This is a genomic window from Agrobacterium sp. CGMCC 11546, assembly GCF_013365515.1.
In the GTDB taxonomy this organism is placed as follows: domain Bacteria; phylum Pseudomonadota; class Alphaproteobacteria; order Rhizobiales; family Rhizobiaceae; genus Agrobacterium; species Agrobacterium fabrum.
The window spans coordinates 668,292-683,373 of the sequence record NZ_CP047388.1 but is presented as its reverse complement, the minus strand read 5'-3'; the positions used below and the strand labels follow the sequence as shown (position 1 = coordinate 683,373).

Annotated in this window: 14 protein-coding genes; 7 read left to right on the top strand and 7 right to left on the bottom strand. The window is 59.4% G+C overall.

Going from position 1 to position 15,082, the window contains the following annotated elements:
* The first annotated feature begins 7 nt into the window (after positions 1–7).
* Together GSF67_RS17915 and GSF67_RS17910 are read left to right on the top strand one after the other, a co-directional pair.
* Positions 8–790, top strand: a complete 783-nt coding sequence (locus GSF67_RS17915; protein WP_006313917.1) for an ABC transporter permease subunit — start codon at positions 8–10, stop codon at positions 788–790.
* 8 nt (positions 791–798) lie between these two features.
* Positions 799–1,626 carry an ABC transporter ATP-binding protein gene (locus GSF67_RS17910; protein WP_176072058.1) on the top strand — a complete coding sequence of 276 codons (828 nt, stop codon included), beginning with the start codon at positions 799–801 and terminating at the stop codon, positions 1,624–1,626.
* 41 nt (positions 1,627–1,667) lie between these two features.
* Here the strand turns inward: GSF67_RS17910 and putA are convergent, their stop codons facing one another.
* On the bottom strand, positions 1,668–5,354 hold the full coding sequence (gene putA, locus GSF67_RS17905) for a trifunctional transcriptional regulator/proline dehydrogenase/L-glutamate gamma-semialdehyde dehydrogenase (RefSeq protein ID WP_006313920.1): 3,687 nt from the start codon (positions 5,352–5,354) through the stop codon (positions 1,668–1,670).
* A 175-nt stretch (positions 5,355–5,529) separates the two neighbouring features.
* Here putA and GSF67_RS17900 point away from each other — a divergent pair, with 175 nt between their 5' ends.
* A complete protein-coding gene (locus GSF67_RS17900) occupies positions 5,530–6,000 on the top strand; it encodes an Lrp/AsnC family transcriptional regulator (protein WP_006313921.1) in 471 nt (156 codons plus the stop codon).
* 67 nt (positions 6,001–6,067) lie between these two features.
* On the opposite strand, the gene GSF67_RS17895 is transcribed toward GSF67_RS17900, so the two are convergent.
* On the bottom strand, positions 6,068–6,634 hold the full coding sequence (locus GSF67_RS17895) for an RNA polymerase sigma factor (RefSeq protein ID WP_006313922.1): 567 nt from the start codon (positions 6,632–6,634) through the stop codon (positions 6,068–6,070).
* The gene (locus GSF67_RS17890; protein ID WP_006313923.1) at positions 6,634–6,840 is read right to left on the bottom strand and encodes a NepR family anti-sigma factor; all 207 of its coding nucleotides are present in this window, start codon (positions 6,838–6,840) and stop codon (positions 6,634–6,636) included. Before GSF67_RS17890 ends, GSF67_RS17895 begins: the two co-directional genes overlap by 1 nt.
* Positions 6,841–6,977: 137 nt before the next feature.
* Here GSF67_RS17890 and GSF67_RS17885 point away from each other — a divergent pair, with 137 nt between their 5' ends.
* The gene (locus GSF67_RS17885) at positions 6,978–7,772 is read left to right on the top strand and encodes a response regulator (protein WP_006313924.1); all 795 of its coding nucleotides are present in this window, start codon (positions 6,978–6,980) and stop codon (positions 7,770–7,772) included.
* Between the two features lie 95 nt (positions 7,773–7,867).
* Positions 7,868–8,857: a sensor histidine kinase gene (locus GSF67_RS17880; RefSeq protein ID WP_006313926.1), complete on the top strand. Its 990-nt coding sequence runs from the start codon at positions 7,868–7,870 to the stop codon at positions 8,855–8,857.
* A 260-nt stretch (positions 8,858–9,117) separates the two neighbouring features.
* On the opposite strand, the gene GSF67_RS17875 is transcribed toward GSF67_RS17880, so the two are convergent.
* A complete protein-coding gene (locus tag GSF67_RS17875; RefSeq protein ID WP_035215803.1) occupies positions 9,118–10,836 on the bottom strand; it encodes a sensor histidine kinase in 1,719 nt (572 codons plus the stop codon).
* Between the two features lie 236 nt (positions 10,837–11,072).
* Between GSF67_RS17875 and GSF67_RS17870 the strand changes: the two genes are divergently transcribed.
* Positions 11,073–11,648, top strand: a complete 576-nt coding sequence (locus tag GSF67_RS17870; RefSeq protein ID WP_006313928.1) for a PRC-barrel domain-containing protein — start codon at positions 11,073–11,075, stop codon at positions 11,646–11,648.
* Between the two features lie 100 nt (positions 11,649–11,748).
* On the opposite strand, the gene galE is transcribed toward GSF67_RS17870, so the two are convergent.
* The 3 genes from galE to GSF67_RS17855 form a co-directional block, all read right to left on the bottom strand.
* Entirely contained in the window at positions 11,749–12,732 is a 984-nt protein-coding gene (galE, locus tag GSF67_RS17865) for a UDP-glucose 4-epimerase GalE (protein ID WP_006313929.1), read from the bottom strand.
* A 172-nt stretch (positions 12,733–12,904) separates the two neighbouring features.
* Positions 12,905–13,339 carry a hypothetical protein gene (locus GSF67_RS17860; protein WP_006313930.1) on the bottom strand — a complete coding sequence of 145 codons (435 nt, stop codon included), beginning with the start codon at positions 13,337–13,339 and terminating at the stop codon, positions 12,905–12,907.
* A 4-nt stretch (positions 13,340–13,343) separates the two neighbouring features.
* A complete protein-coding gene (locus tag GSF67_RS17855) occupies positions 13,344–13,685 on the bottom strand; it encodes a YqjD family protein (RefSeq protein WP_006313931.1) in 342 nt (113 codons plus the stop codon).
* A 282-nt stretch (positions 13,686–13,967) separates the two neighbouring features.
* On the opposite strand from GSF67_RS17855, the gene nspC reads away from it, so the two are divergent.
* On the top strand, positions 13,968–15,065 hold the full coding sequence (gene nspC / locus GSF67_RS17850; protein ID WP_006313932.1) for a carboxynorspermidine decarboxylase: 1,098 nt from the start codon (positions 13,968–13,970) through the stop codon (positions 15,063–15,065).
* Positions 15,066–15,082: the final 17 nt, after the last annotated feature.

Genomic DNA, 15,082 nt, shown 5'->3' with positions numbered 1-15,082 from the left:
GGATGCCATGAGCACTGGAAAGCGTATCGAGATAGGTGGCGCGGCCACCGGCTGGCTGCTTCCCGCCCTCATCCTTGCAGGATGGGAGGTGGCGGCGCGTGTTGGCCTGATTTCTGCCAACGTGCTTCCGGCCCCCTCCGCTGTCGCGGAAGCCTTCTGGCGGCTTCTGCTCTCGGGTGAACTTATCGCCAATATCGGCGTCAGTTCCGCCCGCGCACTCGCCGGCTTTGCCATCGGCGGCTCCATCGGCTTCATCTTCGGGCTCGCCAATGGCCTGTCTAGATTTTCCCGCAGTTTCACCGATACGACGCTGCAGATGATCCGCAATATCCCACATCTGGCGCTCATTCCGCTCGTCATCCTGTGGTTCGGCATCGATGAGGAAGCGAAGCTCTTTCTCGTCGCGCTCGGCGTGTTTTTCCCTATCTACATCAACACGCTGCTCGGCATTCAGGGGGTCGATCCGCAACTGGTGGAGATGGGCCGCACCTACGGCATGTCGCCCTTCACGCTGTTCCGGCGGGTGATTCTGCCCGGCGCGCTGCCATCCATCTTCACCGGACTGCGTTATGCGCTCGGCATCATGTGGTTGACCTTGATCGTGGCGGAAACCATCTCCTCGTCCTCCGGCCTCGGCTACATGGCCATGCAGGCGCGCGAGTTCCTGCTGATCGATGTCGTTGTGCTGTCGATCCTCATCTATGCGCTTCTCGGCAAGCTCGCCGACAGTTTCGCCCGCTTCCTCGAAAGCATCTTCCTGCAATGGCATCCAGCCTTCAAGAAAGTCTGAGGTAACCCATGTCGACCGGTAATGTGACGACGCTGAGACGCCCCGAAGCCCCGCCATCCCTTCCGGCCGGAACCGAGGTGAAGATCGAACACCTCGCCAAACCGGCTGAAGGCAAGGTCGCCTTCAGCTTCCGCAACGTCACGAAAAGCTTTGGCGACAAGCCGGTCCTGCGTGGCATCGATCTCGATGTGCGGGAAGGCGAGTTTCTGGCTGTTATTGGCAAGAGCGGCTGTGGCAAGAGCACGCTTTTGCGCATTCTGGCGGGCCTCGACACGCCGACGACCGGCACCGTCTCGAAAGACCCATCGAACCGCACCCGCATGATGTTTCAGGAGCCGCGGCTTCTGCCGTGGGAGCGGATCGCAAACAATGTTTCGGTGGGACTGATCGGCATCGCCAAAGGCGAAGCGGCAAGGGAACAGGCGCTCGGCATTCTCGACGAGGTCGGTCTCAAGGACCGGGCGGGCGAGTGGCCCTATGTGCTCTCCGGTGGCCAGAAGCAACACGTGGCGCTGGCGCGCGCGCTTGTCGCCCATCCGCAAATCCTGGCACTGGACGAGCCGCTCGGGGCGCTCGATGCGCTGACCCGCATCGAAATGCAGCTTCTGCTGGAGCGTATCTGGCGCAAGCAAAAATTCACCGCCGTGCTTGTCACCCATGATGTGTCGGAGGCCGTGGCGCTTGCCGATCGCATCGTCGTCATCGATGAGGGGCGCATCGCGCTCGATCTCGATGTGAAACTGCCGCGCCCGCGCCGCCACGGCACGCCGGAATTCGCAAGGCTGGAAGAACAGGTTCTGAACCAGCTCTTCGGCCGTGGTGATATCAACGGATAAAGGATGGAGCGGCAGGGCCGAGACCCTGCCGGGACCATGTTTTAGCCAATGCTCATCAGGCTGGCATTGCCGCCGGCGGCCGTGGTGTTGACGCTGACGGAGACCTCTTCCACCAGCCAGTCGAGAGTATAGGGCTGGCTTTCGCCGGAAAGTGCGTCCGTCGTCGCTGCCTGAACGAGAACCAGCGGGCCGGGCAGGGCGGCGATCTTCCTGTTGATCGCAACAACGCGTTCCGCATCGCCCTCGACCAGCGCGCCGGCGAAGGGTGCCGATTTTTCCCAGTCATCCGCCCAGACGATGCGCGAGGTCACGCTTGCCGGCAGGCCGTAGATCGCCTTTTCCAGTCCCGAAGCATTGTCGATGACAACCGAGTTGCCGGTTGAGAGTGCTGCCGCAAGCTGACGGTAAAGCCCCTGTTCGGTTGCCGGCACCAGCAGGATCTTGCCGCGCGGATGCAGCGCATAGACATTGCGCTCGCCGACGGGGCCGGCCAGCTCGGCCTCAAAGCCAAGGCCGGAAAGCGCAGCCGCCTGGCGTGCGGCTTCGGCCGCGACGGTCTGACCATTTTCATCCAGCCAGCGGGCGAGATCGACCGCGGCCTGATCCTGCTGGCTGGCGATGCGGTCTATCTTTGGCGCTTTCTCCGTCATGCGGCCGAGATAAAGCGGACCGCCGGCCTTGGGGCCGGTGCCGGAAAGGCCGCGTCCGCCAAAGGGCTGCACACCGACCACCGCGCCGATGATGTTGCGGTTCACATAAAGATTGCCGGCCGCAACGCGGGAGAGCACATGCTGGATCGTATCGTCGAGACGCGTATGCAGGCCGAAGGTCAGGCCGTAGCCGGTGGCGTTGATCTCATCGATCAGCCGGTCGAGATGATCGCGCTTGAAGCGGATGACGTGCAGCACCGGCCCGAAGACCTCGCGCTTCAGATCGGCGAGCGATTTCATCTCGATGATGGTCGGCGGCACGAAGGTTCCCTTGCCGGTCTCTCCCGCAAGCGCAATCTGCTCGATGCGGTGACCGAGCGACCGCATGCCGTCAATATGCTTTTCGATGATGCCCTTGGCCTCGGCGGTGATGACGGGGCCAACATCGACGGAGAGCTGATCCGTGCGGCCGATGCGCAATTCGTGCAGCGCGCCTTTCAGCATGGTCAGCGTGCGGTCCGCCACATCTTCCTGCAGGCAGAGGATGCGCAGTGCCGAGCAGCGCTGGCCAGCACTGTCGAAGGCAGACGCGATGACATCGGCGACAACCTGTTCGGCGAGAGCTGAGGAATCAACGATCATGGCGTTCTGGCCACCGGTTTCGGCAATCAGCGGCACCGGCTGGCCATTGGCCTGAGCCCGGCCGGCAAGCTGGCCCTGAATGAGCCGCGCCACTTCCGTGGAGCCGGTGAACATGACGCCCGCCGTCAGTGGTGAGCCGACCAGCGCCGCACCCGTCTTACCGTCGCCCGGCAGAAGCTGCACGGCGTCTTGCGGAACGCCCGCCTCATGCAGCAGGCGCACCCCCTGCGCGGCGATAAGCGGGGTTTCTTCGGCGGGTTTTGCCAGAACCGTGTTACCGGCGACCAGCGCTGCGGCCACCTGCCCGATGAAGATGGCGAGCGGGAAGTTCCACGGGCTGATGCAGACGACCGGGCCAAGCGGCGTTTCGCCGGCGGTGAAATTCCTGCGGGCTTCCGCTGCATAATAACGCAAGAAGTCGATGGCCTCGCGCACTTCGGCAATGGCGTTCGGCATGGATTTTCCCGCCTCGCGCATGATGAGGCCCAGCAGCGCAGGAATTTCGGCCTGCATGGCGTCAGCGGCGCGTTCCAGGCAGGCGGCGCGTTCTTCCACCGGGGTGGAGGGCCATCTTGAAGCGGCTGCCCGCTGCATGGCGGCTTCGACATCGGCCTCGGTGGGTTCCGTCACATGTCCGACGACATCGTCGTGGTCGCCGGGGTTGAGGACCGGGCGCGTCTGGCCGCCAGCCTGTGGCGCCGCAGCCTTCCATTCCGTTGCTGCACCCGCCTTCAGTGTTTTGTCGAGGGCGGAGAGCGTTGTTTCATTCGAGAGGTCGAGGCCGGCGGAATTTTTCCGTTCCGGGCCGAAGAGATCGGCGGGGGCGGCGATACGGTCGTGCTGCGCACCGGGAACGGCGTAGGCCTTCACCACCTCGACCGGGTCTTCCAGCAGCGAGTCTACCGGCACGGCCGGATCGGCAATGCGATTGACGAAGGAGGAGTTCGCGCCGTTTTCCAGAAGGCGGCGCACGAGATAGGCCAGCAGCGTCTCATGGGTGCCGACGGGGGCATAAAAACGGCAGGGGCGGTCGAGTTTCTTTTTGCCTACAACTTCGCTGTAAAGCGGTTCGCCCATGCCGTGCAGGCACTGGAACTCGTAGTCGCCGAGTTTGAAATCGGGACCGGCGAGGTGATAGATGGTCGCCATGGACTGCGCATTGTGGGTCGCAAATTGCGGGAAGACCAGATCGCGCGCGTCGAGCAGCTTGCGGGCGCAGGCGATGTAGGAGACATCGGTATGCACTTTCCGGGTAAAGACCGGGAAGTCTTCCAGCCCGTCCACCTGCGCACGCTTGATTTCCGCATCCCAATAAGCGCCCTTGACGAGACGCACCATGATGCGGCGGCCCGAACGACGGGCGAGATCGATGATGTAATCCAGAACGAAGGGGCAGCGGCGGCCATAGGCCTGCACCACGAAACCGAGGCCATTCCAGCCGGCAAGGTCTTTGTCCAGCGCCAGTTCCTCGAGAAGATCGAGCGACAGTTCCAGCCGGTCGGCTTCTTCCGCATCGATATTGAGGCCGATATCGTATGTCTTGCTGAGCAGCATCAACGATTTCACGCGCGGCAGAAGCTCCGCCATCACCCGCTCGGCCTGCGCGCGGGCGTAGCGTGGATGGAGCGCCGAAAGCTTGATGGAAATGCCCGGCCCGCCATAGATGCCGCGGCCGGCGGAGGCCTTGCCGATGGTGTGGATGGCGTTTTCATAATCCTTGTAATAACGCTCCGCATCCTTTGCGGTGGTCGCGGCTTCGCCCAGCATGTCATAGGAATACTGAAAGCCCTGCTCCTCCAGCGGCTTGGAGCGCTTGATCGCCTCACCGATGGTTTCGCCGGTCACGAACTGCTCGCCCATCATACGCATCGCCATGTCGACGCCACGGCGGATGACGGGTTCGCCGGCGCGGGCGATCAGCTTCGTCAGCGCCGCTGAAAGGCCGCTGTCATTGACGGTCGAAGTGAGCTTGCCTGTGATGACGAGACCCCAGGTGGCGGCATTGACGAAAAGCGAACGCCCGCCGCCAATATGGGACTTCCAGTCGCCACGCGCGATCTTGTCGCGGATCAGCGCGTCGCGGGTGGCGGTGTCAGGAATGCGCAGCAGCGCTTCGGCAAGGCACATCAGCGCCACGCCCTCATGGCTGGAAAGCGAATATTCCTGCACCAGCCCTTCGACGCCTGTGCCCTTGGTTTTGGCACGCAGCGCCTCGATCAGCTTGCGGGCGGTGTCGCGAATGGCTTTCGCCTGGTCAGCCGTCACCGTCGCCGCTTCGATCAAAGGCGCCATGCATTCTTCTTCTGCCCGGCGGTAGGCGGCAGTGACCGCCTTGCGCAGCAGGCTCTGTTCGCGCACCGGCGGCGCAAAATTCTGGAAGATACTGTTTCCCGCCTGCTGGATAGTTACACCGGCATTGCTTGCACCATCGGCCATTCTGAAAATCCTGAAAACGCTGTTGAAGGCAGATCGTCGGCGGCAGCGTGTCCTCCGCCCGCCGCTTGTCATCCTGGTACTCACAATATCATTGCCGCAAAAATTGCTATGGCCTTATTTTCAGGATAAAACAGGCAATATGAACTTTTATGATGAGAGAACGGCGTAAAATCGCATGGCAAACAGTCAAAAAACAGACGGTCTGGATCACTTCGATCTCAAGATTCTCGAGGTGCTCAGCGAAGACGGGCGCATGTCCGTATTGCAACTCTCAAAAACGGTCGGCCTTTCCAAGACGCCCTGCCAGACACGGCTGAAGCGGCTGGTGGATGAGGGCTATATTCTCGGCTTCAGGGCCATGCTCAATCCACAGAAGCTCGGCGTCGATCACATTGCCTTCGCCGAGGTCAAGCTTTCCGACACGCGGGAAAAGGCGCTGGAGGAGTTCAACACGGCGGTGCGCAAGATCAAGGAAGTGGAGGAGTGCCACATGATCGCTGGCGCCTTCGATTATCTCCTGAAGGTCCGCACCAGCGACATCCGCAAATACCGCAGGGTGCTCGGTGAAAAAATCTCGAGTCTGCCATCTGTCGCCAATACCTCGACCTTCGTGGTCATGCAGTCGGTCAAGGAAACTGGTATTTGAAAAGCGGATACGGAAAAACGGGCAGACGCGAGTCTGCCCGTTCATTGTCATTGCCAGTTCCGTTGTTTCAGCCCGCCGTGGCGGCGGCGGTGACCGCGCTCATCTGCGCATCAGGACCGAATTCATTTTCGTTTTCGATACCGAGCAGTTCCTGCAGGCGCAGCCGCGCACGGCTCACACGGCTCTTGATCGTGCCGACCGGGCAACCGCAAATCTCGGCAGCTTCCTCATAGGCAAAACCCGAGGCACCGATCAGCAGGATGGCTTCGCGCTGGTCGTCGGGCAATTTTGCGAGTGCGGTGCGGAAATCCTGAAGGTCGACGGACCCGTGCTGTTCCGGCGGCACGGAAAGGCGCGAGGTATAGACCCCGTCCGTATCCTGCACTTCACGACCGGATTTACGAATCTGGCTGTAGAATTCGTTGCGCAGGATCGTCACCAGCCATGCCCGCATGTTGGTGCCGGGCTGAAAGCTGTCCTGTTTGGCCCAGGCCTTCATGATCGTGTCCTGCACGAGGTCGTCTGCACGGTCCCTCGAACGGATAAGCGAAATCGCAAACGCGCGCAGGTTCGGCAACGCCGCCAGCATTTCCCGCTTGAAATTATATTCTGTCTGCTCCGGCTCTTTCGCCATCATTCCTCCGAAGCCTTCATGTTGGCCTTGCTTTCGGCTTCATCGAGTTTTTCGAGAAGATCGAGGAATTTGTCAGGGATGCCTTCTTCCTGAACGGCATCATAGAGCTCCCTGAGCTTGCGGGAAATCACCGCCCGCCCGGAATGTGGAACCTGGGGGGGCGCCGAGTTGTCCGGCGAATCTTGGTCCGATTGAAACATGCTCATAACGTCCGGTATTCCTTTTGTGTCGTGGCAAGAATGCGCGGTTAAAAAAATAGTTCCGGCGGTCCGGAACTTTTTTTGCGATACACACGTTGCTATCTTGGGTTTGCGTTGCAGACCGCATGAAAGGGGAGAATTCCATGTCAGTTTCTACACGCATCGCACCGCACCTGCCATATCTTCGCAGGTTCGCGCGTGCCGTTTGCGGCTCACAATCAACGGGCGATGCCTATGTTGCGGCAACACTCGAAGCTCTGATCGCCGATATCAGCATTTTTCCGCAGACAAGCAGCGATCGCGTTTCGCTCTATCAATTGTTCGTATCGATCTTTAGTTCCGTCACGATCAATATTAAGACCGACGAAAACCTGTCCGGCTGGGAAAAACGCGCCTCCGCGAACCTCTCCGCCGTGCCGGCATTGGCCCGTCAGGCTTTCCTTTTGACGACGGTTGAAGAGTTCACGCCATCGGAAACCGCAGAGGTTCTGAGAGTGTCCGAAGATCAGGTCAGCAGACTGATCGACGAGGCGGCCTCTGAAATCGCAAGGCAGGTGGCAACCGATATCATGATCATCGAGGACGAACCTCTGATCGCCATGGATATCGAGCAGATGGTGACCGATCTCGGCCATCGCGTCACGGGCATCGCCCGCACCCACACGGAAGCGCTCGATCTCTTCCATCGCACCCAGCCCAAGATGATCCTTGCCGATATCCAGCTCGCCGACGGCAGCTCCGGTCTCGACGCGATGAAGGACATCCTGCAGATGACCACCCTCCCGGTGATCTTTATCACGGCCTTCCCCGAGCGTCTTTTGACAGGCGAGCGACCGGAGCCGACCTTCCTCGTGACGAAGCCGTTTAATCCGGACATGGTGAAAGCGCTTATCAGCCAGGCCCTGTTTTTCAACGAAAGCTCACGCGTCGCGGCTTGAAATTTGCCGAAACCGCAGCCTGACCGGGAACCGGTGTGGTGCCCGGGCGTTGGCGGTTATGGTCGTGGGGCTTTCCCGCGGCTTTCTGCAAGGAGATGAATTTGCATCGGCTGGCATGGCATAACGCGGAGAGGGACGAAAGCGAGCTTCACGATTCGCTTGTTCTTGCCTTGCTCGATTCGGGTGAGACAGTCATGCTGCAGGACTGGAACCGCGACTATATATTCGTGGCCAATCTGCCGGATGTCTGGAAACTTCCGGCGGATTCGCACCCGACTGATGAAAATCTGTTTGGCAATGATCTCTCAGTCCGACTGGCTGAACTCAAGAAGGACATGAACACGGCAGGCAGCCGTGGGATGCTGGAAGTTAATGCCGGCAATGACCGCGTCTTCCAGTTTCAGGTCCACTCCACCTTCAACCAGTCGAACCAGGTGGTGATGAAGACCACCATCCGGGAGGTGACGGCGGAAAGGCGGCGCGAACAGCTTCTGCGCTCGCTGCTGCGCGAGGTCAGCCACCGCTCCAAGAACCTTCTTGCGATCATTCAGAGCCTTGCCGGCCAGACGGCCCGTTTCAGCCTCACCAAGGATGATTTCCTGCGCAAGTTCCGCGGCCGGCTGCATGCCCTTGCCCAGAGCCAGGATCTCATCACGGATTCGGACTGGCGCGGTGCGCGCATATTCGAGCTTCTGCGGCAGCAATTCGATCTATATGTGCCTGAGTATCCCAACCTCATCCATATTGAAGGCGAAAACCTGCTGCTCAACCCGAATGGTGCGCTTTATATCGGGCTCGCCTTCCATGAGCTGGTCGTCAACACCGTCAGCCACAGCGGCAATCTGGCCTATCACCCGCCGATCTCTCTCCAGTGTCGCCAGGACGGTGATTTTTACATCGTCGAATGGAACGAGCCGATGATGCCATCGAAGGAACCGGCTGAGGCCAGGCGCGGCAGTTTCGGCAGCGTGGTGCTGGAAAAGGTGGTGCCTTCCGCTCTCGGTGGCGTTGCCGAATATAAGCTTACGCCGGAACGGATCGTCTATAGCCTCAAATTCCCTTCGGGTGACGCAGCGGTCGCATGACAATGATTGCGGAGGTGAGAGTGAGGCTGCGCGGTCGTTTCCACGCCCGAAATCAACAAAAAAAGCACGGCCCATTAGAGAGCCGTGCTATTTTTATGACGGGTTTTCAGGGGTGAAACCCGTTTATAGTCAGCCAAGCTTCAGGCGGGGACGGGGGAATTGCTTGGCCTGTAGTAAAAATGCACGCCGCCCCATTCGGTTCCCACAAAATGCATTTTTTTTGACAGAGGCCAATTTTGGCTGTCCCAGACGAAGACGGCTCAGTGTGTCTGCTCGGTTCGCTTGGGGATGAAATAGCGCATCGGCGCTTCCAGCGACCATTCAAAGCCGGTCTCGCGATATTCGGTGGTAACGTTTCCGCCGAAAGCGCCTTCCGCATGGCGTTTGATGACGGTGGTGCCGAAGCCCTTGCGGCTCGGCTCAGTTGCGGGCGGCCCGCCTGTCTCCGTCCAGACCAGATGGAGCATCTGCCGGCCGTCTTTTTCGAGCGCTTTCCAGCTTACGGTTATTTTTCCCGGCGGAACCGAAAGTGCGCCATATTTGATGGAGTTCGTCGTCAGCTCATGCACCACGAGCCCGAAATTTTGCGCCGCTTCCGGAGACAGCATGAAATCGTCGCCCTCCAGCCTGAAGCGTTCCACGACCGTGCCGAAAACATCGAGATGGGTTTCGATCAGCTTGCGGATCGGCAGACCCTGCCATTGAACTTCCGCGAGAGCCCGGATCGACATCCCAAGGCCGCGCAGGCGGTGATCCACCTCCTTCTGAAACTCCGGAATGCTTTTATTCTCCCTGCCCAGCTGTCGTATCATCGCCTGAACCAGGGTCAGAATGTTCTTGGAGCGGTGTACCAGCTCGTGCAGCAAGAGCTGCAACCGCTCTTCCGACTGGCTTCTGTCGAAGGAGGCGTTGGAGAGTGCGATGGCGACCTGGTTGGCCTCCTTTATCTTGGTATCGACGGGGGCCACGATTTCGCCCTCACCGATGCGCTCAGCCATGTGGGTCAGATCGCGGATGGAGCTGCGTAATTGCCGGCCGACGAGATAGGCGCCGCCGATGGCGATCAGCACCAGCACAAGGCTGCCGATCATCATCTGCCGCCAGGTGTCGATCAGCGCCGCCTGGCTCGCGGCAAGCGGTCCCCACATCACGGTCTTCCATTGCCAGCCTGGCAATTGCGCATAGGCGTAGAGATTACCCTTGCCGTCGAAAAAATTGCCGCTGAAGGCCTGCATTTCCGAAAGTATGGCGGGGTTGACAAAGGGTTTGCCCACTTCCGCCTCATCCTGTGCACTGGAAACGACCACGCGGTTGGTGCCATCGATGATCGCGACCGCCCAATGGCGCGGCAGGTTTTCCGTGGGAATGAGCCGGCTGAGATCACTGGCATTCTGCGTCAGGATCAACGCGTCTCCGGCCGATCCGAGTTCCGGATCGAGTGGCATGGTGATGTTGAATACCCATTCTTTGCTGGTGGAACCAAAAAACAGGTCAGAGACGGTGATGCGGCGGGATTCAATTGCCTTGGCGAGATTTGCTTCGGCCGGGATCTTGCCCAGCGGCTGGCCGTAGGGAACGCGCGTGTTAAGCCGCTGCTGACCATCTTTGGTGGCGAGAAGGGCATAGAGGCCCTCCCGTTTCAGGCTTTCGGCAACGCGTCCCTGAAACGCAGCGAGGTTTCCATTCTCAAGCTCGGGGAATTGCGACAGCAGATTGAGTGACGTGGCGATTTCCTGCAGGCGACGGTCGATGTTGCGGGAAACCACCCGCACGTCCTCGATTGTTTCCCGTTGCAGGTCGTCGCGTTTTTCCGCCTCGAGGCGCAACATCAGATAACCGACGAAAAGGATAAGCGGCAGCGTAATGACGGTCGCCATCACCACCAGATAAGTGCCGATGGAAGCCGTCGGGAAAAAATTGGCGCTGCGCCGACGCAAAGCCGAAATCGTTTCTTTCAGTCTGTTGCCGGGTCGAGGCATATAAAAAACTCCGGCAGTCATGGCATTGTTACGGCAGGAATAATAGCGCGCTGTCGTCCGTTAGCAATGGCTGATTTTTTACCTTTGGTTGCTGCGGTTCACGGTATCTCCCAAAGCCGTGATCGAAAAAATCGGAACTATTTCCACAACCGTGCCGTTTGCCAATCGAACCGGTCGAGGAGCGGGAGGAAATATCACCGCCGGCCAGTTGAGAACGATGAAAGGAAGGTACGAAAATGACTAGGAAACTCGCGACTATCTTTACCGCCGCACTGATGGGTACGACTGCTTTCGCGCCGCTCGCCATCGCTCAGGGAACCACACAGCCTGCACCGGCAAACCCGAGCGCGCAGACCGAGCCGGCAAGCCCTTCTGCAACGCCGATGACACCGGCGGCTCCGACGGCAGCCGATAGCGCCGCGGCGACAACTGGTGGCGGTTACATCACCGAGCAGGGTGAAAATCAGGTCAGCGCCAATGATTACATCGGTAAATCCGTTTATACCGGCGCTGACGAGAGCATCGGTAATGTCACCAACCTCATCATGGAACAGGACGGTGGTCTTGTCGCAGCCGTGATTGGTGTCGGCGGCTTCCTCGGCATCGGTGCCAAGGATGTGGCCATTCCTATGGACAAGGTTACAATGACGCGTAACACGCAGGACGGCACTATCCGCCTGACCACGACTGAAACGGCGGAAACGCTGAAGGCCGCGCCGGAATTCAAGACGCTGGAACAGAAGGCCAGCGAAAAGAATGCGGCAGTGCCGGCCGCCCCTGACAGCACGACCACATCGGCAACCAAGCCTTAATTCCATACCTGGGAGGCAGGAGCGGGACAGGCGATTATCAGTCGTCCCGCGAAGGCACCGGCCATTTGGCCGGTGCTTTTTTGTGTTGGCTTAAGCTTGTTCAGTCCCCGGCATTGCGGGATGAATGCCACGCCCAGGCAGATTTTATGATATCCGAGAGGGAATAGCGCGGTTCCCAGCCGAGAACCTCTCTGGCCTTGTCGTTATTGGCAACGAGGGTGGTGGAGTCGCCATCGCGCCGTCCGGTATATTCCACGGGGAAGGGGCGGCCGGAGACTTCCGAAATTGCCGCTAGCAGCTCCTTTACCGTGGTGCCGGTGCCGGTGCCGAGGTTGAGTTCGACAGTCTCGCCGCCATCCAGCAGGTAGTCCACTGCCCGCACATGCGCATCGGCAAGATCGAGAATGTGGATATAGTCGCGCACGCAGGTGCCGTCACGTGTGTCGTAATCCGTGCCGAACACCTTGAAGCCCTGGCGCCGTCCGAGTGCAGCCTCGATGGCAAGCGGGATCGCGTGGGTCTCCGGCTTGTGCCATTCGCCGATGCGGCCTTCGAAATCTGCGCCCGCAGCGTTGAAATAACGCAGCATCACCGAGCGCAGCCCCTTATAGGTGCTGTAATCCTTCAGCGCCTGCTCCACCACCCATTTGGTGCGGCCATAGGGATTGATCGGCGCCTGCCGGTGTGTCTCGTCGATCGGCACCTGTTCCGGCAATCCGTAGGTTGCGCAGGTGGAGGAGAAAACGAACGACGTGACACCGGCATCGATGGCGGCGGAAAGCAGGTTGAGCGAGCCGATGACGTTATTGTCGTAAAAAGCCACCGGTTGCTTGACAGATTCACCGACTTCGATAAGCGCGGCGAAGTGAAGGACGGCTTCCGGTCGGTGCTTGGCGAAGACCTCGTCCAGCCGCGCCCGGTCGCGAATATCGCCCTGTTCGAAAGGCCCCCAGCGGACAAATTCCTCATGCCCGTTGGAGAGATTGTCGAAAACAACCGGTTCATATCCTCGCTCAGACAGGAGAAGGCAGGTGTGAGAACCGATATAGCCGGCACCGCCGACGACAAGGACTTTCTTCTTCATCAATGGCCTTTCAGAAAATTACGGACGCGCCGAGACTGTATGTCACTTTGTTCAAATGAGGGCGGCGTGGCGCGGGATGCCATCAGCCGATCTATCCTTCGCCGGTAACATAAAAAAAACCGCGCATCCATGGCCTGGATGCGCGGTTTGCCTTTTGCGTGCCGCCAAGAAATTACTTGGTCTTTTTGGTACCGGCCCTCGTGGCCAGAAAACCGGCCGCGACAGCCACGGCGAGCGTCGCATAGGGACGCGCCTGAATGGCCAGCGTCAGCAGCGATTGCAGGGCGAGGGGTGCTGCAAGCGGTGCCGCCGTCAAAGGCGCCAAGGTGGGCCTTGCAGCATATACTCTTGGCCGTTTGACGATGGTGAGTGCCACCAGCATGATGACGCCGAGCAGGAAGGCAGCACCGGCAACGACGAGTGCTGCGGGGCCTGCGCCGACATGTTTGGCGAGATAGATCGACCCTGCCACCACCGCGGCAATGAAGGCGATCAGGAAGAAGATCGCGGTCAGAGCCGACAGGATTATCGTCGTGCGCAATCGTCGCGTAACGACGCGCCCTTCACGCTGGGTCTCCCCCAGATAGACCAGCAATGCTTCAAGCATGGGCTTATCGGCGGGTCAGGAGAGCAAGAACGAAACCGACGCCGACAGCAATCCCGAGCGACTGGAGCGGGTTCTTCTGAACCTGGTCCGTCAGATTGTCGTTGAGCGTGGAGATTTCGTTGCGGACCGTGTCGGCCATGTCGCTCGACGCCGAGATCGCGTCGTCGGCAACGCGGGAAGCCTGTGCCTTCAACTCGTGCGACGCTCCGACGCCGAGCGCCTTCACGCTCTTGGCAAGATTTGCCAGATCTTCGCGAAGCTGAGCGAGCTGTGCCGCCACATCGGCTGCATCACCGTTTTCGAGGGATTGCTGGATCTTGTCGTTGACGTTGCGCACGCTTGCCATAAGGGAAGTCCTTCCTGAACATCGTTGATGGAACGAGGGCATTTCACTGATTGCCGCCGCCCCCTAACCTTCGTTTCGGCGGGCGAGACACCCGTCTATCCGTCATTCAAACGCGCCCATGCCGGCTTGGTTCCGCGCGACCATATGTTTTCTTCACTGGCATTTCCGGTCGGGGGCGATTTTCGAGGAATTCGACCCCGGACATTTGTTTTCCTGTCACAAGCATCATATAAGGCCCATCATCCAAGACCGACCTTGACTTCAATCAATATGTGAAACGACATGCTGCAGACGCCCTATTACCTCATCGACAAGACAAAACTTCTTCGCAACATGGAGAAGATTGCCTATGTGCGGGAAAAATCCGGCGCGAAGGCGCTGTTGGCGTTGAAATGCTTCGCCACATGGTCGGTGTTCGATTTCATGTCGCAATATATGGATGGCACCACCTCGTCCTCGCTCTACGAAGTGCGCCTCGGCCGCGAGAAATTCGGCGGCGAGACCCATGCTTATTCCGTTGCCTATGCCGATTACGAAATCGACGACGTGATCGCCAATGCCGACAAGATCATCTTCAATTCGATCGGTCAGCTGGAGCGTTTTGCGGATAAAGCATCCGGCATCACCCGTGGTCTGCGCCTCAATCCGCAGGTCAGCTCCTCAAGCTTCGATCTGGCCGATCCTGCGCGTCCCTTCAGCCGTCTTGGCGAGTGGGATGTCGCGAAGGTCGATAAGGTCATGGACCGCATTTCCGGTTTCATGATCCACAATAATTGCGAAAACGGTGATTTCTCGCTGTTCGACCGCATGCTGACGCAGATCGAGGAGAAATTCGGATCGCTGCTGTCGCGTGCCGAATGGGTGAGCCTTGGCGGCGGCATCCACTTTACCGGTGACGATTATCCGCTCGACCAGTTCTGCGACCGTCTGCGCGCTTTCTCCGAAAAATATGGCGTGCAGGTCTATCTGGAGCCGGGCGAAGCCTCGATCACCAAGAGCACGACGCTTGAGGTGACGGTTCTCGACACACTGTTCAACGGCAAGAACCTCGCCATCGTCGACAGCTCCATCGAAGCGCATATGCTCGATCTGCTGATCTACCGCGAAACCGCCAAGGTCTCGCCGAACGAGGGCGAACATCCTTACATGGTCTGCGGCAAGTCCTGCCTCGCCGGCGATATTTTCGGCGATTTCCGCTTCGACAAGGAGCTGAAGGTGGGCGACCGTATCTCCTTCCAAGATGCGGCCGGTTACACCATGGTCAAGAAGAATTGGTTCAACGGCGTGAAGATGCCGACGATTGCCATCAAGGAACTGGACGGCTCCGTGCGCGCCGTTCGTGAATTCGACTTTGCCGATTTCGAGCAAAGCCTGTCTTAAAACCCTGTTTCAACATC